Source organism: Bradyrhizobium sp. RDI18, assembly GCF_043203335.1.
Lineage (GTDB): Bacteria > Pseudomonadota > Alphaproteobacteria > Rhizobiales > Xanthobacteraceae > Bradyrhizobium > Bradyrhizobium retamae.
This window is the reverse complement of the sequence record NZ_JBICRN010000008.1, coordinates 6,871,953-6,893,839: the sequence shown is the minus strand read 5'-3', so window position 1 is coordinate 6,893,839 and position 21,887 is coordinate 6,871,953. Positions and strand designations below refer to the sequence as shown.

Annotated in this window: 16 protein-coding genes and 1 pseudogene; 7 read left to right on the top strand and 10 right to left on the bottom strand. The window is 57.3% G+C overall.

Annotated features, from left to right (window positions below):
* Positions 1–10 precede the first annotated feature (10 nt).
* Both ACFXS9_RS42255 and ACFXS9_RS42250 read left to right on the top strand, forming a co-directional pair.
* Positions 11–703, top strand: coding sequence for an FkbM family methyltransferase (locus ACFXS9_RS42255; RefSeq protein WP_392699471.1), 693 nt, complete (start codon positions 11–13; stop codon positions 701–703).
* A gap of 36 nt (positions 704–739) precedes the next feature.
* A complete protein-coding gene (locus ACFXS9_RS42250) occupies positions 740–1,012 on the top strand; it encodes a transposase domain-containing protein (protein WP_392700312.1) in 273 nt (90 codons plus the stop codon).
* Between the two features lie 54 nt (positions 1,013–1,066).
* On the opposite strand, the gene ACFXS9_RS42245 is transcribed toward ACFXS9_RS42250, so the two are convergent.
* A complete protein-coding gene (locus tag ACFXS9_RS42245) occupies positions 1,067–1,693 on the bottom strand; it encodes a class I SAM-dependent methyltransferase (RefSeq protein ID WP_392699469.1) in 627 nt (208 codons plus the stop codon).
* A gap of 915 nt (positions 1,694–2,608) precedes the next feature.
* Between ACFXS9_RS42245 and ACFXS9_RS42240 the strand changes: the two genes are divergently transcribed.
* Positions 2,609–3,337, top strand: a complete 729-nt coding sequence (locus tag ACFXS9_RS42240; RefSeq protein ID WP_392699467.1) for a Crp/Fnr family transcriptional regulator — start codon at positions 2,609–2,611, stop codon at positions 3,335–3,337.
* Positions 3,338–3,732: 395 nt separating this feature from the next.
* Here ACFXS9_RS42240 and ACFXS9_RS42235 read toward each other — a convergent pair whose 3' ends face one another.
* From ACFXS9_RS42235 to ACFXS9_RS42225, 3 genes are all read right to left on the bottom strand, one after another.
* Positions 3,733–4,536, bottom strand: coding sequence for a class I SAM-dependent methyltransferase (locus ACFXS9_RS42235; RefSeq protein WP_392699465.1), 804 nt, complete (start codon positions 4,534–4,536; stop codon positions 3,733–3,735).
* Positions 4,537–4,572: 36 nt separating this feature from the next.
* Positions 4,573–5,319, bottom strand: a complete 747-nt coding sequence (locus ACFXS9_RS42230) for an FkbM family methyltransferase (RefSeq protein WP_392699463.1) — start codon at positions 5,317–5,319, stop codon at positions 4,573–4,575.
* Positions 5,320–5,829: 510 nt separating this feature from the next.
* Positions 5,830–7,116: a hypothetical protein gene (locus tag ACFXS9_RS42225; RefSeq protein ID WP_392699461.1), complete on the bottom strand. Its 1,287-nt coding sequence runs from the start codon at positions 7,114–7,116 to the stop codon at positions 5,830–5,832.
* A gap of 368 nt (positions 7,117–7,484) precedes the next feature.
* Here ACFXS9_RS42225 and ACFXS9_RS42220 point away from each other — a divergent pair.
* Both ACFXS9_RS42220 and ACFXS9_RS42215 read left to right on the top strand, forming a co-directional pair.
* A pseudogene (locus tag ACFXS9_RS42220) lies at positions 7,485–9,157 on the top strand (GMC oxidoreductase).
* Complete coding sequence (locus ACFXS9_RS42215) at positions 9,150–10,097, top strand: aldo/keto reductase (protein ID WP_392699459.1); 948 nt, start codon at positions 9,150–9,152, stop codon at positions 10,095–10,097. Before ACFXS9_RS42220 ends, ACFXS9_RS42215 begins: the two are co-directional and overlap by 8 nt.
* A gap of 172 nt (positions 10,098–10,269) precedes the next feature.
* Here the strand turns inward: ACFXS9_RS42215 and ACFXS9_RS42210 are convergent, their stop codons facing one another.
* The 6 genes from ACFXS9_RS42210 to ACFXS9_RS42185 all read right to left on the bottom strand — a co-directional run bounded on the left by ACFXS9_RS42210 (position 10,270) and on the right by ACFXS9_RS42185 (position 18,880).
* Positions 10,270–11,601: a glycosyltransferase family 4 protein gene (locus ACFXS9_RS42210; protein WP_392699457.1), complete on the bottom strand. Its 1,332-nt coding sequence runs from the start codon at positions 11,599–11,601 to the stop codon at positions 10,270–10,272.
* A complete protein-coding gene (locus ACFXS9_RS42205; protein WP_392699455.1) occupies positions 11,556–12,953 on the bottom strand; it encodes a nucleotide sugar dehydrogenase in 1,398 nt (465 codons plus the stop codon). Before ACFXS9_RS42205 ends, ACFXS9_RS42210 begins: the two co-directional genes overlap by 46 nt.
* A complete protein-coding gene (locus ACFXS9_RS42200) occupies positions 12,950–14,644 on the bottom strand; it encodes a heparinase II/III family protein (RefSeq protein ID WP_392699453.1) in 1,695 nt (564 codons plus the stop codon). Before ACFXS9_RS42200 ends, ACFXS9_RS42205 begins: the two co-directional genes overlap by 4 nt.
* 83 nt (positions 14,645–14,727) lie before the next feature.
* Positions 14,728–16,902, bottom strand: coding sequence for a Gfo/Idh/MocA family oxidoreductase (locus ACFXS9_RS42195; RefSeq protein WP_392699451.1), 2,175 nt, complete (start codon positions 16,900–16,902; stop codon positions 14,728–14,730).
* Between the two features lie 56 nt (positions 16,903–16,958).
* Positions 16,959–18,137 (bottom strand): asparagine synthetase B family protein, encoded by a 1,179-nt coding sequence (locus ACFXS9_RS42190; RefSeq protein ID WP_392699449.1) that lies wholly within the window; start codon positions 18,135–18,137, stop codon positions 16,959–16,961.
* A gap of 29 nt (positions 18,138–18,166) precedes the next feature.
* The gene (locus ACFXS9_RS42185) at positions 18,167–18,880 is read right to left on the bottom strand and encodes an asparagine synthetase B family protein (protein WP_392699447.1); all 714 of its coding nucleotides are present in this window, start codon (positions 18,878–18,880) and stop codon (positions 18,167–18,169) included.
* 183 nt (positions 18,881–19,063) lie between these two features.
* On the opposite strand from ACFXS9_RS42185, the gene ACFXS9_RS42180 reads away from it, so the two are divergent.
* Both ACFXS9_RS42180 and ACFXS9_RS42175 read left to right on the top strand, forming a co-directional pair.
* Positions 19,064–20,071, top strand: a complete 1,008-nt coding sequence (locus ACFXS9_RS42180) for a glycosyltransferase family 2 protein (RefSeq protein ID WP_392699445.1) — start codon at positions 19,064–19,066, stop codon at positions 20,069–20,071.
* Between the two features lie 130 nt (positions 20,072–20,201).
* The gene (locus ACFXS9_RS42175; protein WP_392699443.1) at positions 20,202–21,749 is read left to right on the top strand and encodes a glycosyl hydrolase family 28-related protein; all 1,548 of its coding nucleotides are present in this window, start codon (positions 20,202–20,204) and stop codon (positions 21,747–21,749) included.
* The last annotated feature ends 138 nt before the right edge of the window (positions 21,750–21,887 follow it).

Here is a 21,887-nt window from a genome sequence, read left to right as displayed (position 1 = left end):
GGAGATCGCCGTGAATTACGCAAATCCACTGTTGATCCAAATTCGAGCATTCGCGCAGCAACTGCACATTCTTCGCCCAATACTGAGTATCTACAGAAGGATTTTCAGCGAGGCCTATGAACAAAAGTTTCGCGATCTGCTTCTGACCAACATAAGGGAGGGCGATCTTGTCTGGGACGTAGGCGCGAACGTAGGCCTGTACACCAGGCTTTTTGTTGATCGCGTGGGCCGCGATGGTAAGGTCATTGCGTTCGAACCGTCGCCTCGAGCCTTTGCGCAATTGCAGTCCTCGTTCGCAACGGAACCGGGTGTGATTTTGCAGGAAATTGCCTTATCTGATTTCGATGGAGAGGCCGACTTCTTTGTGGCTGAGAAAGGCTCAACCGTCGCAGACAGCTTAGTTGTTCATTCCGGGAACAGCGCATCCATTCGATCTTCGGTCAAACGTGGTGACTCAATGTGTTCCCTCCATGCACCGGCGATTATTAAGATTGATGTCGAAGGAGCTGAACTCGAAGTGCTGAGAGGCATGACAGAAACGCTGCGGCACCCCGGATTACGCGGCGTCTTTGTAGAAGTTCATTTTCTCGCTCTCGCGCGGCGCGGAATGCGAACTGCTCCGGTTGAAATTCAGAAGATTCTACAGCAGGCCGGTTTTGACGTGATCTGGACCGATGCTTCCCACGTTGCGGGTCTAAAATAATCGACGCTTAATGATCAGCGCAATCTACTCGTCGCCATCGCCAAGCTCAACGACATCGATCCCCAGGATTGGCTCGCCGGCGTGCTTGGCCGCCTGCCAGCTCATCCGGCCAAGCTCATCCACGAACTCAACCCTGGAACTGCCGTCCTCAGAACGTCGCTCACACAGCTTAAAAGGCAAACAAGCATTAACGGCCCAAGGGGACCCAACCAGGGGCCGTCGCCGGATTCGTACATATTCGGGCGGGCATCGCACCAGCGGCCGCGCCCTTCAGCACGTACACCCAAACAACTTAGGACACTCGCTTAGCGGGCTGTACTGGACGCGCTTAAGGGAAGCGACGCTTACCTATGTTGTGCGTCCTCATTTCTTTTTGGCTACCGCAATCATCGATTTCGCGAGCGCTGGAATACGCCCAACACGAACGAATTCGATTGATCTGAGTCCCGTCTCCTCCAGGAGAGTTCTCAGCGTATTCACCGACCAGAACTTAGCATACCCATAGTCCAACAGAGGGTTGACGTGATTGTCAAAGCTTCCAACAGCAGCGATGGCCAGATTCTTGAAGTAGCCATGATATGGCGTGCTGATCATAGCGTAGCCATCATCTGTAAGAAGCTCGCAAACGGCTCTGGAAAATGACCTCGGATCATGAACAAGCGGGATGACTTCAAGGCTCATGACATACGAGAATGTTCCAAACTGTCCCTTAAGGTCATCGTGTGAAGATCCGATTCTTAGATCGAGATGGGGATAGTGCCGCTTGGCCATCGCGATGCCTTCAGTTGAAGGGTCGACTCCCGCAACTCGGAATCCGAGTTTATGAATTTCATTAGCCACTGATCCATTACCGCAGCCCAAGTCAAATAGCGATTTCTCCCGAACGCTTGAAGATGTGTTGTGCAAGATATTCAGAATGGCGGGCAACAAGTAACGATGGGAAGCGTTCAGTGAGCCGCCGCTATACTTGAACTCTGAAATGCCAACCACTGTACCCCTCCTTCTTGTTGTGTAACTGGGGCTTTATTCGACCTACACAAGCGTGCAAGACGGCACTCTTAGTGCAAAGTTCGCATCGTGATTCCGGCGTGAAACGAACTCTTAGAAAACAACGCCGATGCACTCCAAGTCTGTCTCGTCAACTTGGATGAGGTCAAAGAGCAGTTTGCGCTCATGGCTGGCAATTAAGACCGGCCTTTCCTTGTCCGTCAACCGCTACGTCGGAAACCTATCGCCTATGCCTGGCGTGTTCCAGGATACCGTGCCGCGGTGGTCTGCAATGGCGGTGGCGAGCGCGAAACAATCTTGATGCGCTCGGCATCCGCCACCGCCGCGCGCCGGCGGTGCGCCTGTGACGAACATTCCAAGACGGCTCCCTACGTCGACCGCGCCGGTGATCCGCATCCCGGCCCGTCTCCACAACTTCGAGCCGCCCGATCTGGGAACTGCACTTATCACCGTCCATAATTCTCAATACCGCGCCTTCCCGGCAACGCGGCCGCCGCCGGAAGGACGCTCGGGCGCTCCATAAGACTTCGACGGCGCTCCAGCAGCCGTGTGCAGGAGCGCTTTCAGCTTGAGAAGGCGTTCTCGAAAGCGAAAAGTTGTAGCGCGGCGGGTTCCCCTGCTGACCGCGTTCAGTGCAAGAGCGGCTGTTACGCTCGAATCGACTGAAAGAGATCAATTCATATGTATAAAGGAACCTTTTGTTACTCCATGCGTCGAACTGGCCATTGACGTACCGTTCACCTCGGCGGTCAATCGCGAAATTGGGGGTGTCACAGGTGGAGGACATAATTCCGCTCTGCATCCGTAGAGGCAAGGGCGGTGTGCTGACGCAATTTGGTAAGCAGTTTGGTAAGAAGTATGCAAACTGGATTTGCGTTCTCAAGATTCGCCGATCGCTTGGCAAGCATCGTCGAATTATCGCCCGGTGATCTTGAACTGCTTGCGAATATGCCGAGCAGCATTTGCCACTATGACACTTGTCACCATGTCCTTAAGAAGGGCGATCACCCGAACCATTGCTGTTTACTGCTGCAGGGTTATCTTTGCTGGCAGGATGTCGACAACCACCACGGACAGATTACTTCAATTCACGTGCCGGGCGACGTGCCAGACCTCTACACGGTCTACGATCCTCGTATCGACTTCGATCTGGTCACGCTCAGGCCAGCTGTGGTCGCATCCGTGCCGCACAGATTCTTTCGGGAGGTTTCCGCGCTGTCGCCGTCGATATCGCGCGCGTTATTGTTCTTGCTGCTCACCGATGCCGCCGCCTCGCGCAACTGCATCGTCAACTTGGGAAGCCGGGATGCGCTGGCGCGCGTGGCGCACCTGCTATGCGAGGTCACAGCGCGCTTGCGCGCAGTTGGTCTAGCCAGGGATTTTCGGATTCCCTCACCCTTCATGCAATCGGGCCTCGCCGCCGCCTGCGGCATTTCCGCGATTCATGCCAACCGAGTCATCCGGGACTTGCGCCGCGCCAATATACTTCAGTGGCAATCAAAGACGATTACGATAATCAATTGGAATGAGCTGGTTCGTCTCGCCGGATTTGCCCCCGACTATCTGCGGCTACGTGGACAGGACTCTACTATCGACCCATCATCCGCGGGACACAACGCCACTTGAAGCGCCCGAGTTGACGGCCGATGATTGTGTGAGCATTTCGGTCATGCTCTCCGCCCTAAGAGCCGATCGCGCGCGTTCTCGGTCACGATAACGGTCTGGCTCGAAATCAAGCAGCCCTGAAGATCGACCGACCTCATGCCAGCCTTGCTCTTAACAGGCACTTTCCTTCGGGAATTCAGAACAGCGGCGTTGATCTCCATGTCTTTTAAGCCGGAGCCAGGTCTCCCCTGTTGGGCCTCCCTGCCCTACTTCGCGTTTCATGACATCCCTCGCCATTAGTGAAGGGATGGTAGCATGCTGCCGGCACTCACATTTGTCGCGAACTCGCCAGACCCCGGATTTGCAGTTGAAGAGGCGTGACATCGGCGAAAGGGAACGAGTAGACGAAGCGCGCTCTATTTTACTGCGGTGATCAACAGGTATAAGCCATGCCGCTTCAACAATCTGCGGATCAGCCAGCGAGGCCATAGCTTCTTTGCGATGGTGAGCAGCGGACCGCGGTGTCGTCGGCCGACCTCACTCTGGAGCAGGTCGCCGTAGTTCACTTGTATGGCGATGCGAACGTCGGAAAATTGCTCAAACAGTTGGCGTGCTTCGTCGACGGTGTAGGCCTTGGTGCCCGGACTTTCCAGGAAATTCGCGTAGATGTATTCGAGTCCCAACCAAGGTCGCCCTCGCATAAGGCCGTAGCGCATCCAGAGCATATAGCCGGTCAGCGACCATTTGTGATAGATCATGATCTTTGCGGTTCCACCAGGCCGTAGCACGCGGTGGGCCTCTCGAACCGCCTGCCGGGTATCTGGGGTGTGATGCATTACCCCCCATGAATAGACAATGTCGACGCAGCCGGACGATAGCGGCAGACATTCACAATCGGCCAATATTAGATCGGACTTTAAATTGAACAAATCGAACCGCTCGCGCGTGTAGCCAATGGAACGCCGGCTCAGGTCGGTGCCGAGCAGACGTCTCGGGCGCGCTTGTGCCCATTGTTGATGGTCACACCCCATGCCAATGCCGATCTCGAGCACGACCCGATCCGCCGCGGCGGCGAAGTCGGCGAAAACGGGTATGAAAGGTTCAAACTGATAACGCGAGTTTTCCTCAGTAAGGAAGCGCAACTTCGCTTCCGATCCGACAGCCCAGAATTCGCCAGCGGAGCCTTTATCCCAGAAGCTGCGAACGTCGCTCTTGAGCATTTCGGGTCCGCTCCTGGCGCTCTTGAGGAAACGTCGTTACTTCAACTGAGCCGCCCGGACCGCGGCCATCGATTTCAACGATTGGAAAAGGAAATCGGCTAACACAGGCCCCTCCTCCGGATCGCAGTATTGGTTGAAGGTGCCCCGGAGAGCGAAGCCAAATTCTCCCAGCCGACGCAGTATTTCGTGAGCGAGCGCCTGACGCGCATACAACTCGACATAGCAGCATTCGACGTACAGATAATCAACGAGGGGCAGTACCTCGCGACAGCCATTTATGACTTGCAGCTCATAGCCCTGGACATCAATCTTGAGTAGGCATGGCGGACGTATGCTATCGAGCGGTAGAAAGTCGCTGAGTCGGCCGACATGAACGGTCTCCTCCCCTGTTTCTCTCGAGCCGAATATCTGTGACTGTTTGTGCGCTTTCAGGATCGACGACGAGGCATGATGATCGTTGGCAACAAACATTTTGGTGTCGCCCAGAGCCTCGTCGATGCCCACCTGGAAAAGATGCACATTAGCGTTATTTGCAAATAGCGCGCGGAACTGTTCAGCAGGACGCTGAAGCGGCTCGAATGCATAAATGGTCGCCGCGGGGTAGAGACATCGGGCAAGCAGCGAAAATTGGCCTCTGTTGGCGCCGATGTCGAGCACCGTCCTTACGTTCAACCGCTGCAGCGCCAACTTGTGCTCGATGGTCGGAGCTATCCCGTGTCGCAGTCCGCTCCGGTAACTCGGGCTTGATAGCGCTTCCAGCAACTTGCCCATCTTCTTCAGCATGACTCCTGCCCCCGCTGTTGCCGTGCGAACAGCGCGCCGACAGGAAGACCGCGGGACATGCGATACACTTTCATGCGTGAAACTGGCCGACGAATTCGCGCTCGACCGGCTGTCCGGTGGTCACCGTGTTGATCTTCTCCCGCAAATTCGCACCGGGTCATCATGGCCGAAAAAAAGCCGCAACCGGTGGCCGTTTCGTCGGAAGAGAGGTCAATGCATGTTCCTCCATGCAGGAGTGGGAACACGCTAGAAGCCAACGAGTTCCAGGCAGCGCGCACAAAACGCAAGCGCGCGAACTTGCTACCGCGCGGTCGCTGTACTCGGCCAGCCCAGACGGTTCAGGCCTGGGCCAAAGCCTGGCGTTGTGCCGTTCACGGCCTCACCATCCAAACCACCGAATCCCGCACCGCTCCCGAGACGGCCGCAGACCGATTTTTCGCTCTGATTACGCGTAGCGAGCTTTGGCCGACCACTCTGCTAGCTGGAGTAATCTCCGCAGATTTCGGAAGTTCAGTCAGTCTGGCTGACGCGATTTTGCCGACCGAAATAGTGCAGGAAAAGCGGCACGTGCAGTATTGCGCCAACCCCGTAGACCAGAACATACATTCCAAGAAACAGCGGGAAAGACAATTCCCATAGGTAACTTACAAGAGCAACCGTGCCCAGTGCGGTCATCACGGTCACGTACAACTTTGCCATAGGTTCGAATAAACCCGAATTGATGAGTATTATTTCGAGCGTAAGCTGGAAGAGCTCCAGGAAGAGCATCGCCACCATCATCAACACGATCGCCTGGCTGATCTCCACTTTTCCGTTGAGGAGCACCGGAAAGATCCGATCCGACCCGGCTAACAAGCAAATTGCTCCAACCAGGAAGATGACGAACTGAAAGGCCAAGACCATCCCGACCGACGACATCAAATCTCGTGTTCTGCCCTCGTGCACTGCCCGTGTCTGCATTGGCAGGAAAGCATCCGCGGCCACTCGGTACGTCGTTGCGCCAAAGCGACCGACCTTGTAAAACGTATCAAATACCACCAGAGCATCCCTGGGAAACGACATGACGGGAATCACGAAATATGGGAAGACATAGATCGTGAATGCACTCACGTTGAAAGCAGCGGCGGCTTTCATGCTGGCCAACCGATCACCATATAGACGAACGACGGCCGCGGCGATCGAGCCATTGCCGGCGCCGAACTTATCAAATAGGTGGCGACCGTAGAATGCCGCAATGATGAAGCAAGCCCCCCAAACAACGTTTACCGCGATCAGATATTCTCGGACCTCAAGTCCCGCCAACAGCGTTATCAAGAATGCGGTCACCAGCAAGTGGCGCGTCAACTCGAGGACTTCAAAAGGGACATAAAGGTCGACGGCATTCGCCGTGGTCCTCACTATGTTCCACGGCAACAGCAGCAGCCAAAACAGCAAGTACAGGATGAGATTCAGCGGTCTACCATGGTTATCAATGACGTTCGCTACAATCAATGCGCCGACGACGAAAAGCACGAGAAGAACTACCGCGCCATATGTAAGCAGCGCCGCCAACGCCTCTTCCAACGCTGTCCCCAGATGTTCCCCATCCAAATACGCCTTCCGCATACTAACATAGATAAGATTTGAGCAGCCAAGATCGGCCAAACTCGAATAAGCGCCTATAGCAGAAACCAAAATATATGCGGCAAACACATCGGGTGAGAGGATCCGCAGGAAGACGTACGTAGTGAGAATTCCAAACGCGAGTTGGAGACCGGTATTCCATGCCTTTAATGTCAGATACGTATAAACGTTCATCTTTACATTCCGGCTCGGGTCTGGCGACGATGCGCACAGTCGAACAATAACCGCAACGTCCATGCACATCCGCGGTATGATACTGCTCGCTGGCGCTAGTCGTGGTGAGCAGATTCCTGTCCGCCGTTGCGACCACTCATGCCTGAACGGGCGACCGCCCCTTTTGCATGAGTGGAACTATATTGGCGGCTAAAGGTTCAATTATAGTCCAAATGCTCCTGACCATGCAGTCTCGCCTGGAGCGTAGTCGTGTCGATAATCACTTGCATCTACTGCCGTCTAGAATTCACCACCATTGGGCACCCCCCGATCGTCGGTGAGCACCGGCTGCTTAGTTCATACGCTGGCATAATCGGCCTACTCCAAGAATGCTGGTCAGATCCTTTGAGCGTCCCCGTCGTGCGCGCCGTTCGAGGGCGCCGCGCCGAGCGCTCACGCTTGCGGAGGTTACCGTTGGCGTGATTTTCGAGCTTGACCAGATATCGGCCATGGAGCTGCCCGCCTGTGACATCGTCGTTGTCGGAGGCGGCCCGATCGGAATTGTTGTAGCCGTTCAGCTTGCTCGATCCGGGCACGAGGTGGTCGTGCTCGAAGCCGGCGGAAGAACGGTCGACCCGGTCGCACAAAAACTGAACGTCGGAATCAATGACGGGCATCCTCACAATGGACTCTCGCACGCCCGCATTCGCGTACTCGGCGGAAACAGTATCGTCTGGGGCGGAACGCTACTGCCTTACACTCCGATCGATTTCGCGCACCGAGAATGGGTCGAGAACAGCGGATGGCCGCTGAAGCTCCAAGACATAGCGCCCTACTATGACCGTGCGGCCGACTTCCTCGGGGTCAAGCCTGGTATCGACTGCGACGGAGATGTCTGGAAACAGGCCCGCGCAGCCGCTCCGGTGTTTGATGACGCGATCGAAGTCGTGCTCACGCGCTCCCTGCGCGAGAGAAATCTGGCGCGACTATTTCGAAACGAGCTGACGAGCCGTTCGGATCTGAAGCTGTTGCTTCATGCGACCGTCACCGATCTCGTATTTGACAACGCGACAAATTACGTAAAGACGGTTGTGATCAAATCGATCACTGGGCGGCAAACTCGAGTGTCGGCCAAGCATTTCGTGATCGCCTGCGGGACTATCGAGGCCACCCGACTCTTGCTGAGTTCCGCGCAGAATGATCGAGAAGCTCCTTGGGGCCACAACAGGTGGCTCGGATGTTGTTTCCAGGATCATCTGGAAATCAGTGCAGCCCGGCTGGTTCGCAAGAGAACCGAGAGCTTCGACAACCTCTTTGACTCCATCCTGCTTGCCGGCCACAAGTACCAACCCAAATTGCGCTTGGCAGAGCGCGTGCAAACGACCGAAAAGCTGCTCAACATCAGCGGTGTTTTGCAGTTTGACTCTTCGTTGCAGCACCACATCGATAACGTAAAGATATTCGTCTCGTCAGTGTTACGCGGAGCCGTCCCGCCAAACCTGAGAACGATCCCAAGTCATAGCTTGGCATTGGTCAAGATCTGGGGTCCGCTGATCCGCCGCTATTTTCGAGAGCACAGGATTTTCAATCATTCTGACAGGGGCATTCGACTGCTGATAAATTGCGAGCAGGTGCCCCTCCGCGAAAGCGCGATCAGGTTGGATAGTGAGCGACGTGATTGCCTGGGGATGCCCGGGGTGCGCCTCGATTGGAGGATTGATGGGCGGGAGATCCATACGATAGCCCGGTTCTGCGAGATTGTTCGGGATGCCTTGACGAGGATGGGGCTCGCGGACATGCAGCTTCATCCGAAGATCGCCGCGCGCGACATTTCAATACTGGACGAATGCGTCGATAGTTATCACCAATGCGGGGGCTGCGGATGGCGCCGACCTTCGATGGCGGGGTCGTAGACCCCGATCTTCGGGTTCACGGTACCGCCAACCTTCATGTAGCGGGCGCGGCCACCTTTCCCACGTCAGGATATGCAAATTGCACCTATACCGCCCTAGCGCTTGCACTTCGCTTGTGTGACCGGCTGACGAGTTACCGAAATGCATAAGGTCAAGATACCCGCTTCAGCTGATGAAGTTTGCCGGATAGGATTGGGCGGCGGAGGATTGATCGGCGGCGCAAGCCTACGGGAGAGCATCGCCGTATTCGAAGCAGCTTACGAAGCGGGAATTAGATACGTCGATGTCGCGCCACTTTACGGGCTCGCCGAAAATGTCGTTGGCGATCTTGTTCACTCGCATCGTGACGAATTCATACTGGCTACGAAGGTCGGAATTGCCCGGCCCAAGCTTCCCGGTCTGTTTTCATTGGTGCGCAAAACCTTGCGCCCCCTCGCGCTGCGGCTCCCGGCGGTCAAGCAGTTCGCCTTACGCCAGGCACAGGCTCTTGCAACGACCGGGCTGTTCCATCCCGACCAAGTCCGCTCCTCCCTCGAGGACAGCCTGCGAAGGCTGAAGACCGAATGGGTCGACGTCCTGCTGTTACACGAGCCTACGACCGGCGATATGACGCCTGAACTGCTCGGAGAGTTAGATCGATTTATATCCTCGGGAATGGTTCGTCTGTTGGGTACCGGGACGCAGGAACCTGCCGAACGCTCGATTCGCTACGGGGATGTCTGGCAGCATCGCTACGCGCCAGGTGATGTCCTGCCTGCCAATGACTTGGAATTGCGTGTGGTTCATGGCGTGCTGCGTTATGGTCTCCCGCTGTTGCAAACTGCGATTGCCACCAGGTCCGCAACGGCAAGTGCTCTGTCCAGCCGATATGGATACGACTTCTTTGATTCCGAGGCCCACCCGGCCATCTTGGCAACGCTGGCATTGGCCGCGGATCCGCGTTCGGTACTTCTCGTTTCATCCCGTCACGCGGCGCGGATAGGGCGTTGCGTCGCCCAGATCAATTGGTCGATTGCGTGCGGCGACACTCCAGACTATGTCGACAACGTCGTTGCATTCCTGTGCAGCGAAAGCGCTACAGGGCGCTAACGCATCTGAATGCTTGTGTACAGCCGGTTGCTTCGACCGACTGCCGATGAGGGATTAAGCTGCGGACGCGGTACGTCGCGCGAGGCGACGCGGTCCCGGTTTTGGAAACACCCCGGGGCTAACCGCGTCAGCGCGTGGCCCGACTGTGGCGGAGCCGAAATGCCTTGAAAGATCACGCGGTCGCTGCGAGACCACGGGAAGCCAAAGCCAACATCTCAGACTCGAGTTCGGAAAACAGCTTCTCCCATGTCCAGCAGCGCTGAATATACTCGCGTGCGCTCTTTCCTAGAGCCGCCCGCATCTCAGGATTGCGCAGAAGCGCGACGACAGCATCCGCAAATGCCTCGGCACCGGCGGCTTCGAGGAGATGCGTTCCGGAAATTGCATGAATCCCCTCATTGGCCACCGGCGTTGTTACGACCGCCTTGCCGCAGGCCATGTACTCGATCAACTTGTTCTGCATGCCGGCCCCAATCTGCATAGGATTGATGCAGACTGTCGCGCGCGCAATGTCTTCTGCAGGATCAGGAACTTCGCCGGTCACTGTAATTGCGCGGTCGTGCGCAGCAAGGCGGACGACCTCGCGCGCCGGCCGCCGACCGACAATGAGGAGATGCGTGCCCGGGATCTCCGCTCTTATGCGGGGCCAGCAGTTTTTGGCAAACCAGGTGATAGCGTGAATATTGGTGTTGGTCCCCATTACGCCGGAGAAGACCAGGGTGGCTGGATCGGGATCGATGTCCGGACGAGGCCGGAATCGGCTCGTATCAACTCCGTGCGGAGAAAGAATGTAATTGCTTATCTCTGGCACCGATCTTTCGCGACAGGCCAAGCGGATTTCTTCCGCGTCTCTCTCGCTAATGAGGACCGTCCTGAAGAAGTCGCGCCATATATTGGCCTCGTAGCGACGTACCAGCCCCTGCTCCACCGCATATATGATCTTGTCTCGCAGCCTGCCGGAGTCTTTCGCAAGCCGCCGCGTGTTCAGTGACTGCGACAGCTGCATGCCAAGTATCGTGGGAGGGCGGCCTAGATCGGGTTCCGCCTCGGCGGGGCAGACCGCGCGGAGCGCTTCGGCGCTGCGGATGTAATAGGCGTAGGCGACATCGTATTGCCTGAGTAAGATGGCTTGCTGGACGGCACGGATATGAGCGCGATTGGTAAACCATCCGACCTGCATCGGTTTGCCGACTGCGACAGCCCGGATTAGCCCGAGAATGCTGCGCGCCATGGATTGTCGGAACACAAGAAGTTGCCGGCAGCGCTGATCCAGCCATGCCCTCTGCTCAGGCGTCGGCTTCTCTCCCGTGTCGAGCGTGAATAGGTCTAAGGAGTGACCGCGCGCGGCCAAGTACGAAATCAGGTGCGCGACGGTCAATTGATCTGCACGGGTCATCGGCAACGGCAACCGGCTGCACACAAGAGCAATTCTCAGCCGATGGGCCGCTGGCAGGACATTCATGGGTAAGGGCAACGTTGTGTTGGGTGCCATGTTCTCCACCATTTGAGCTCCACGGCGGAGGCTATGTTGCAGCCAACGTCCGCAGCATTTACAAACCTCGCCAACCCCAGCCGCCCAATGAATTGCCTACAAGCGATAGAGATTAGAATCTGCTTGCCGGTCGGCAGTTTGATGCCAGGCATCGCCTTTCCGAGTACGATGAGGTCCGCCCTTGCCGCCGCGCGAGCGAAATCGGTAACCAGAAGTACCGGCAGTCGCGCCAAATTCGCGCGTACAAACGCTAGGTTGGCGCCGATGAGTTGCTCCGGCTTGAGGTCCGGTTCGAAGAGAGACAGATCGTATCCTTCCTCGAGCAGAGTCGCGGCCAGTTCAACCAGCGGACTTTCGCGCAGGTCATCCGTATCGGGCTTGAACGTAAGCCCCAACTGCAGGATGCGTGACCCCTTCGGCGCGCGCGCTAGAACCAAGCGCGCTACAAACGACTTGTGAGCTGTATTGCTGGCGATCACATTCTGCAGGAGCGGCACGTTCACTCCGTGCTTTAGCCCAAATGCGCCGAGAGCACGAACGTCCTTGGGAAGGCAGGATCCGCCGAACGCATTGCCCGGTCGCAGGTAGTAAGAGGAGACGTTAAGTTTGGTGTCCGACAAGAAGATGCGTGTTACGTCTTGCGGGTCAACGGCGGAAGCGAGCGCCAATCTCGCAATTTCATTGGCAAAGGAGACTTTGAGTGCGTGGAAATAGTTGTCCACGTACTTGACCATCTCCGCCACGGCAAACGGCACTTTGAATACGGGCGCATCGATCCCATCGTAGATGCCGTACAGCTCCTGTGCTGCGCCAGGAAATCGCTCGCCGACGACAATTTTCGGAGGGTTGAAATAGTCTGCAATGGCCGTCGATTCGCGCATAAACTCCGGATTGTAGACCGGCTCATAACGATGACCGGGTGGCTCTCCTGCCGCTTCGCTCAACTTGGGCACGACTACCGCGTCCATGGTGCCAGGCAGCATTGTCGATCGGAAAAGGCACAGCAGCGGCCGGCATTGGGATGATCGGTGTCGGACCGCCATACCAATTTCCTCCGAAACCGAAGAGACGTAGGACAGTTCGAGCGAGCCGTCCTCGCAGCTTGGCGTTCCGACGCACGCGACCACGACGTCCGCGTCCGCGAGCGCACTGCCGAGCGTCGTTGCAGCGGTCAGACGGCTTTCAGCTCTAGCCCTCGCAAAGATTTCGTGTATCCCGGCTTCTTTCACGGGAGAACGACCCGCATTAGCGATCTCTACTTTTTGGGAATTTACGTCAACGCCGACCACTGTGGCGCCCTTGCGTAACATGCAGGCTGCAACTGTCACACCAACGTATCCTAGCCCGCAGACGACGATTTTCATGGCAAATGCCCTCGGCAGTGTGCAAGCAAGGTCCTTGCTATGGCGCAAGCTTCAACAAGCCTTGCCGGTGCTCGTTCGCCCCAGGTCCACAAAGTCGCTGCGACCGACCCCTCACAGTCCGGCGATGGATGTATGAATACGCTGTGTGCAGATTGCGCCTCACCGAATTTCGGCCACCACCTGGCGCTCTCGATATGCGATGCTTTTCCTAAGAGAACACCGAGGCTTACCTGCACTCCGCCAGCTGCAAACGCGCTGGACGGCAACGCTGACCACGTCCCCGGCACCAGGAATCGAACACCTGCACGTGCTGATTCAACACCGCGCCAGACGTCGACGATGAGCAAAGCGCACCCGGGCCACAGTCCAACCCAGCGCGCCACATCGGCCCCTGCCGGACGAAAGCCGTTTTGATATCCGGCCGCCCAGAGTGGCGCTACACCCCCGAGCGTCGGATCCTCTAGAGGACGTGCCGACCCTCGACGTCCGACACGGAATGACCCCCAGAACTCGATCGGCTCAGTGTCGATCACGTGCGGTCCGTTATGACGGGAAGAAGATCGGCAATCGTCCCGCGCAGGCCCCTGGGAGTATGTTGGCACACCGAGGTCCACAAGGAACCGCTTGCCGGCAACCGAAAGTTCAATACTGAGAAAATCTGCATGAGCGTGCCCCGGATTGGACTTAGGACCACAGGGGCCGCAATCGAAAATGACGGCGTCGTTCTGACCGGACAGTCGAATGTATCCCGTTTCCGGTAACGCGAGCCGCCCGTCCGCCGGCGGCGGTGCAAGTTCGATCGCCGATGGCGCCTCGCCGATCCATGAATCGTTGAACAGGCCTATGTCGCCGTCCGGATGGCACATGACGCCAAGGGCCGACTGCATCGCTGAAATGGCTGCTTCCAGCCAAGGGGCATCAGCCGGCGAGCTGGCCGTCTTCAATGTTCGGAGGTCGACCAGGCATAGTGCGTGATACATCGGCGATCTTTCGGCGTGGCCGCCATCGCTCAGCACGACCTGATCCAGGGTCTGTCGTACCGCGCGGTCCAAGAATTCCAAGCGAGGCGTGTTATGCCCGAGGGCCGCGCGATACATCGACAGCGCTACGTAGTTCTTCAATAGATGATTGAACTGGAGGTCGCGCTCCAGATTGCACAGGACGAAGGCAGCGCAGAACTTTGCGTGTTCGAGCAAAGCCTCGAGGTCATCGGACTGGCGCCCGCCCGCAGCGCGCAAGAGTGCATATCCTGCAAGCAGGTTTATCAGCCGGTGACTTGCAGAATACGGATGCCAAACGTCTCGGAATACACCCGGCACATCCCACTGGTTCTGGGCCACGAGGTTATCGATTGTCCGACGTATCATGGCTACGTCGCTCGCAGCGCCTCGGGCGAGGAGCGGCACCGTCCAACCCAAATACGACAACGTCATCCGCCAAAGACGATTGTTGCCCTCGCCCATTTCGATGCGCCACGCGATGCGATCGATCCCACCGAAATCCATCGTCCTGCCGAGAAAGTGGAATCTCCCTTCTGCGATCTCCGCGAGGTGCGCGCCGTAAAGGCAATTCTGCATGTGAAGAACATGCTTTGCCGCGTGAAGCAGCGGATCGCGAAATTCTGGATCAGGAAGCTCTCGGGCTGTTTTTTTAACCCATCTATGGAACAGCGTGGGAAACTTCCCGGCCATCGCCCACCGACCGCGCGACCATACGCGATAATACAATTGCTCTGCACTTAGGTGCCGCACCGTTCTGATGATGCGACCGGGCTTCATAGGAACACGACCGATCCGGTTCGAAGCGATTCGACAACAGCAATCGTTGCCAGGCTCGTTTCCACAATCTCTGGTTCCGGAACAGGCGGGCCGGTGTTTTCCACGACCGCCGCTACGAAAGCGTCGAGCTCACCCTGATGACCTTTGTCCTGCTTCAATCTGCTCCACTGGCGTCGGACGCTGCCGTTGGCGACGATCTCTAGCATCCGAAAATTGTCGATGCTGGCCACTGTGCCGCCAGCGTAGCATTCAATTCTTTCCTTGCTGTAGGCTGGATCGCCGAGTGCCGTATACACAAGGGTACAAAGACTGCCATCGCTGAACCGAATGGCGACGGTGACGTCCTCGCACGGCCCGCGAACAAGGCGGGCCGCATCAGCTCGGACCGCCACAATCGGCGCCCCGATCAGGAAGCGGGCCAAATCGACGAAATGACAGAGCTCACCGAGGATGCGACCGCTTCCCTCGTCAGGTTCTCGCTGCCAGCTGTCAGGTGAGAGTTGCCCCGCATTGATGCGCATGAGAACGTTTTTTGGCCCAGGCAACGGCGCCAAGTGCCGATGCAAGGAAGCGATCATCGGCGCGAATCGTCTGTTGAATCCGACTTGAAAAAATGCGGAAGACGTATTGCGAGCTTGTATGACTGAATTCATTTCGTCCCGCGTCAGGGCCAACGGCTTTTCGACGAGGACGGCTTTGCCCGCGGACAGCGCACGAGCGGTGAGAGCCGCGTGGGTGCTGTGCGGCGTGGTGATGACAACTGCAGTGATCTCGGGATCGTCGAAAACTACCGATTCGTCTGTCCCACAATGGCGAAAACCAAATTTGCGCTGGGTGTCTTCAGCCGAAACGCCGCGCTGCGTCACGACTGTTTGCAACACCACCTGGGGGTGGCGGGCCAGTGTGGGCAGCAATTTTGATCGTGCGAAAGACCCCGCGCCAATCACCCCCAAGGAGCACCGCCCACGGCCCGGATCCGGATTCGGACCAGACCGCATTTCGATAGTCGAGATCGGCTCGACTTTTGCTCCCTCGTCGCACGGATATTCTATTACGACCCCCAGATGTGGTTCCGTCCCTTCCGAAACCAGTTCATAGGCGTTTTCTGCATCCTGTATCGAGAACCGATGTGTCGTGAGCGCCGTCGGAGTGAGCCGGGGCGTGCGGCTCGGACTCATCAGACGAACACACTCAGCCAAATTGTCTGCCTCGGTCCAGCGTATCCAGCCGACAGGGTACTTAACGTTGCGTTTTTCGAAGTCGTTGTCGTATCTTCCGGGCCCATAGGAACGCGAGACGACGACCGAAAGCTCTTTCTTCATAAAATCGCGATATGGAAACGCCGTCCCGGTGATGCCGACTAGGCTGATCTTCGCACGGTCGCGCGCAATGTCCGCCGCCGTGTCAAACGGCTCGCTTGAATCCGTAGCAGCTGCGATCACAACGCCATCACAACCGACGCCGTTGGTCTGAGATCCGATGAACGCAGAGGGACTACCGTCAGCAAGATTCCAGGTGAATTCGGCACCGATGGACCGGGCCAGAGCAAGCCTTTGGGTGCTGTAATCCAGGCAGACTACGCGGCACCCGTGGATCGCAAGGAGCTGAGTGGCCAATTGGCCGACCAGACCCACACCGATGACCCCAACCACGTCACCCAGCTTCGGTTCTAATAGGCGGATGCCGTTGAGCGCTATGGATGCGAGGGTACCGAAGCACGCCTCGACGTGGGATACGTCCCCCGGGACAGAGGCTGTCAGGTTGCCTGGAGCAACATTATACTCAGCGTGATTGGCGACTCCCGCTCCCGCAATGGCGACCCGATCGCCAACCTGAAATCTGCCTTCGAGCCCAGGGCCCACTTCCAGAACAACGCCCGAAGCGGAATAACCGAGCGGCAATGGCTGGTCGAGACGCGCTCGTACAGCATCCAGAGTGGCCAAGAGGCCATCGCGATGAATCTTGGCTATTACTTGCTTGACCAGATCAGGCCGACTCTTCGCTTTCCCGATCAGGCTCTTTTTTGCAAATTCGACGACCATTCGCTCTGTGCCAGCGGAAATCAGGCTGGCTGCAGTGCGCACCAAGAGATGCCCCGGTTTGACGCGCGGTACAGGTACGTCCCGAACCGACAGGGCGCCAGTGCTTGCACTTTGGACGATCTGTTTCATCCTCGCGCTCTCCAGCAAGGGCCGTTACGCCGACGTCCGGGCGCCCAGTCGTGTGACTAAGCAGCAATTCTCGCATCTGTGCTCGCGAGCGACGGTTGGCAGCTCAGCTGACGGCACCAAATCTCAATGCACACGAGCGTGAAGAGGATGAAGGCCACGTCGCCCCGATTCTGGTCGAACGCATTGCGCAACCGAGCGACTGCTGCGGGATCAAAGAGGCCTCGCGCTGTAACGACGCGCGGCGATGTCATTTCCACAATCAGGCCGCGTGCAGGACCGGCCATCCAGGCCCTGAGAGGGACGCCAAAGCCTTGCTTCGCGCGGTGCAGAACAGCCCGATTCAATCGGCCCGCCAGAGCCTTCCGCAGAATCCGCTTCGTTTGCCAGAATGTGATCTTTTGTGAGATCGGAACCTGCATCGCAAACGCTACCAGCCGGTAGTCAAGGAGAGGCACGCGGAGTTCCACCCCCTCCTGCATGCCCATCTTGTCCGTGTAATTGAGATTGAGGTCCGGCACGAACCCATGAAGGTCTAGTTGCAGCAGTCGTTCCACTGGATGCAATTCGCGCGTGTCACCCAGCAACCGGCCAAACGGGGCGCCATGACTCTCGAGCGATTGGCCTGGGGCCATCGCCACAAGCGAGGTCCGCTCGCCCGCCGGCCAGTTCGAGAAGCTCATGGCTTCCGTCAGCATCTCGTCCTCGCTCAAGGCCAACAGCTGACCAAGGCGGCCGAGCCGACGTCCAAGAACGGAACGGCTGGGGAACCCCCTAATTAGGCGCGAGGTCAATCCACGTGCGTAAGGGATCTGATCCAGCGCCGCCCAAATGAACGCCGCGACGTGCCTACCGTACCCCGTGAACAGATCGTCCCCTCCGGTGCCCGTCAGCAACACCTTGATGCCATGTCGCTTTGCTTCTGCAGCGATCATCCGGGTCTGCAGGGCGGCAAAATCGCCGGTCGGCTCGTCCAATTCCCAGAGCATTCGGGGAAGCTGATCGATAAGCTCCGCCGTAGTCGGCACTTCGACCAGCGGGACCTCCAGCCTTCTTGCCATCTCGCGTGCATGGACAATATCGTCCCCGAAATTATCGGCGTGAGTGCGGTCCTTCGGCACGCTTGCACAGAATGTGACGATCCGAGCGGGATCAGTCGCTCTGCACATCGACGCCACAACGGCGCTGGAATCAACGCCTCCGGATAAGCAAGCGCCGACCGGCACGTCGGCAACCATTTGATCCGCGACAACCCGATCCAACAAATTCAGAAACGCCGTTGGCTCAACTCGCTCGCAACGGGGGACGGCTGAGGAATTTCGTAGTATCGCTCGATCCTCAGCCCGCCGTTGGGGTCGACCCAGGCGCAATGTCCGGGCCGTAGCTTCCGAACAGACTTTAGCATGGTGGAAGCAGACGATGACCAGACGAACGCGAGGTGGTTCGCCACGCATCCCGTGTCGATATCGCGGGATACATCCGGGCACACTGTCAACGCCTTCAGTTCTGATGCAAACAGAAACCCGTGAGGTAGCGCGGCGTAGTACAAGGGTTTGACGCCGAGATGGTCACGAGCAATGAAGAGGTGCCGCGACGCGCGATCCCAGATCGCAAAAGCGAAGATGCCGCTTAGGCGACCGAGGCAGGATTGGCCCTCACATTCAAATAGACGAAGAAGCACCTCCGTATCGCTCTTGGTGCGAAGTACGACACCGGCGCTTTCGAGTTCACGGCGCAATTCCTTGAAATTGTAGATCTCGCCGTTGAATGAGATGACGTAACGTCCATCCGCTGTATGCATTGGCTGGTTGGCGGCAGCACTCAAATCGATTATTGACAGGCGCGCGTGGCCAACCGCGAAATTCGACTCCGAATCCCGCCAGGCGGCGCGACCGTCTGGACCACGATGACTAATTCGATCGAGCATCGCATCGAGCAGCCGGTCACTCCAAGGACCGCGGAAGCCTGCAATACCGCACATGTGAGGGGATCCTCCCACCGGCGTGCTGAACGCGCAATCCGTACTGACGTTCCCGTTTGAGTGGAGGCGCATTGGCTCGAACAAACATAGGTTAAAATCAGGTCCGGAGAAAATTGTGCTAGGCCCGCGGAACCTGCGGGTGTCAGCAGCGTTAAGCGCCTTGTTCCGAACCAGGAGAAGCACGTGGCCGATACTGGCGCTCGCGAAGGTACGAAGGTGCCTACAAAAAATGCGAGTTGGTCCTCCGGCTTGTCGCTTACGGCGATCATCCTGACTTACGATGAAGAACTGCACATAGAACGCTGTATTCGCAGTATCAAATCAGTCGCGTCGCGCATCTATGTCGTCGATTCCTTTTCGACGGATGCGACAGTCGAGATCGCCCGGCGCGAGGGCGCCGAGGTGGTGCAACGAAACTTCAAAAATCAAGCCGATCAATTTCAATGGGCGCTAGACAACCTGCCGACCGATACCGATTGGGTCATGCGTATTGATGCAGATGAGTACATTTCGACAGAGCTCGCCACATCGATGACGACACTCATTCCGCGCGCACCCGCCTCCGTCTCCGGCTTTTACGTTGACCGCCTTGTCGTATTTCTCGGGCGCCCAATTCGCCACGGGGGCTTCTACCCGATGAGAGTCCTGAAAATCTGGCGGACAGGATTGGGCAGAGTAGAACAGCGTTGGATCGACGAGTACTGCGTCGTCAAGCATGGACTGGTTGACTACTGCCCGGGCGACTTGATCGACGAGAACTTACGGGACCTGACTTGGTGGACGGACAAACACAACAAATATTCGAGCCGCAGGATGATTGACCTGCTCGACTATGAATTGCAGCTGGGACTGTCGCAGCATGCATTGAGCGGCAATGTCTCCCGACGACAAGTTGTCTACCACAGGATCAAAGCCAATATATATCCCGCCCTCCCGCCCTACTTTCGAGCTTTGGCGTACTACCTGTATCGGTACGTGCTTCGACTGGGGTTTCTCGACGGGCAGCAGGGTCTCATTTTCTGTTTCCTGCAGGCTTTGTGGAACCTCTTTCTCGTGGACGCCAAGCTCTATGAGGCCCGTCGGATGATCGCAGCGGAGGGACTGGACTCATTCATCAAACATTTGCGGGACGCGCAGGGCCTCGACGTCGGCCCTCCTCGTTGGGATAGCGAACCCGGCCGGCGCACGTAAGACCTGTTCTGTTGCCGTGCCTTTGGGCCATCTGGGAACGGATGGGTTCGGACACTCGGAAGAAAGACCTCAATTCAAGGTTCGCGCGCGTGCCGAAGTGCCCAGTGAATGGAACGCGAGGGAGAGAGACATGAACCGCCGGGACTTGCTCTTCCTGGGCGCTGTGGGCGGCTTTTCGGGTTCAGCTCGTGCGCAGTCAAACAAACCTAAAAGCATTGAAGCCCGACTAGACGTTCGGAAGTTTGGTGCGGTCGGCGATGGTGTGCACGACGATACAAATGCCTTTCGGCAGGCCATCGATTACGCCTGCAACAACAAAATGCAACTGGTGATCCCGGGTACGCCGCATTCATACTTGATCTCCGACTCTCTACCAATTCCACATGGCAAGCACGGTTGGGCGATCACGGGAGAGGCTGGGCGAGTCACCATCACACAAGCCGCCAACAACAAGCCAATCTTCCTATTCTCCAGCCACGGTCACGACTATCGAGATACGACCAACCGTGCTTTCAGTCTGAAAAACCTGCGAGCGGCGTGGACGCGCAACCAATCCATCGCGAACAAAGAGTCAAACATGTTCCTGTTCGACGACGGCGGGTACGCGGATTTTCAGATCGACAATTGCGAGAATCACAACGGCTGTCGACTTGTTTCAACTCGCGAGGTGCAGGCACCCGGTCGCCCTCTGAACCTGTGGGGATGTATTATGTCGCATCTCTTCAGCGGTTACGTGGCGAGTGGCGCAGCCATTCGCCTGAGGACCAACCCGGTCGAGGGGATGCCGAACATCCTGATTTCGCATGTCTACGCGCTTCGGCAAATGGCAGAAGAGGAACTCATTCATTTGGCGGGTTGCTCAAGCGTCAACATCGACAATGTCGAGATCAACTTCGGCCGCGGATCTCAGCTCGTCTGCTGGGGCGGAACGACGGAGGTCAATGTGCGCGCATGGCGAATGGAGCAATGCACAGTAGCCGACACGCCGCGGAACGTCATTTTTGACCTGAGCGGCAACGGGCCGACTCAACAAGGCACCTACCGTTTCCAAGGCGTCGAGATGCGATTCACGACGATCGACAGCACGCGGCCCCACTCCGTGTTTCACGCCAGCGCCGGCGCGCAAGTGATCATTGACGGCTATCAAGAAGTTGCGACCACACGCAAGTCAGGTGAGCTGACGGTGGCCACCACACAGGACGCACGGGTCCAGTTCCGCAGTGTTGCCGACATCGTTTCCCCCCATGTCTTTCTATTGGACAACCAGCAACCGGCGGACATCACCTTCGCGACCACGGAAGTGCTGCGCTTTTACAAAAACGGCCTGACGTCGCGCATGGATCGCGTAACGAATGACTCACCGAGCGCCGTCAAGGGTCAAGTCGTGGGGGCTGCGGGTTGGATATGGGCGATCGAGGTCAGCTTGGACGCGGACGTGTCAGCCGGAAAGATCGAGCTGTTGGTCTTCAAGAACAGACTGCTAATCGATTCCGGAGCGATGAAGCTCGCCATCAGGAACGGTTCTAGAAGCGTAAAGGTTGCGACCGTCATTAAGAACACTAACCATCCGGATTATCGTGTAGTCCCTGGGGATCTCGTCCACTTCGAGATCTCGACGGACCAATCGTTTGCTGGCCCGACGAACGCGCTTTTCAATCTCATGATTGCGAACATCTAAACAGCGCTTGCGGCCTCGGCAGCCTTGTGAGGGATCGGCTGCCAGCCACCACTCACCGGCCTCTGTATTGCACCGCTTTTCATCTGCTTCCGATGCACAGTACTGACGCAGGGATCGTCTGCCATCCGACTTTGCTGC

Bases quoted from the DNA above. Each gene is read 5' to 3' on its own strand.
- ACFXS9_RS42235 (WP_392699465.1), bottom strand. From the start codon at position 4,536: ATGCTCAAGAGCGACGTTCGCAGCTTCTGGGATAAAGGCTCCGCTGGC.
- ACFXS9_RS42230 (WP_392699463.1), bottom strand. From the start codon at position 5,319: ATGCTGAAGAAGATGGGCAAGTTGCTGGAAGCGCTATCAAGCCCGAGT.
- ACFXS9_RS42225 (WP_392699461.1), bottom strand. From the start codon at position 7,116: ATGAACGTTTATACGTATCTGACATTAAAGGCATGGAATACCGGTCTC.
- ACFXS9_RS42215 (WP_392699459.1), top strand. From the start codon at position 9,150: ATGCATAAGGTCAAGATACCCGCTTCAGCTGATGAAGTTTGCCGGATA.
- ACFXS9_RS42210 (WP_392699457.1), bottom strand. From the start codon at position 11,601: ATGGTGGAGAACATGGCACCCAACACAACGTTGCCCTTACCCATGAAT.
- ACFXS9_RS42205 (WP_392699455.1), bottom strand. From the start codon at position 12,953: ATGAAAATCGTCGTCTGCGGGCTAGGATACGTTGGTGTGACAGTTGCA.
- ACFXS9_RS42200 (WP_392699453.1), bottom strand. From the start codon at position 14,644: ATGGCCGGGAAGTTTCCCACGCTGTTCCATAGATGGGTTAAAAAAACA.
- ACFXS9_RS42195 (WP_392699451.1), bottom strand. From the start codon at position 16,902: ATGAAACAGATCGTCCAAAGTGCAAGCACTGGCGCCCTGTCGGTTCGG.
- ACFXS9_RS42190 (WP_392699449.1), bottom strand. From the start codon at position 18,137: ATGGTTGCCGACGTGCCGGTCGGCGCTTGCTTATCCGGAGGCGTTGAT.
- ACFXS9_RS42185 (WP_392699447.1), bottom strand. From the start codon at position 18,880: ATGTGCGGTATTGCAGGCTTCCGCGGTCCTTGGAGTGACCGGCTGCTC.
- ACFXS9_RS42175 (WP_392699443.1), top strand. From the start codon at position 20,202: ATGAACCGCCGGGACTTGCTCTTCCTGGGCGCTGTGGGCGGCTTTTCG.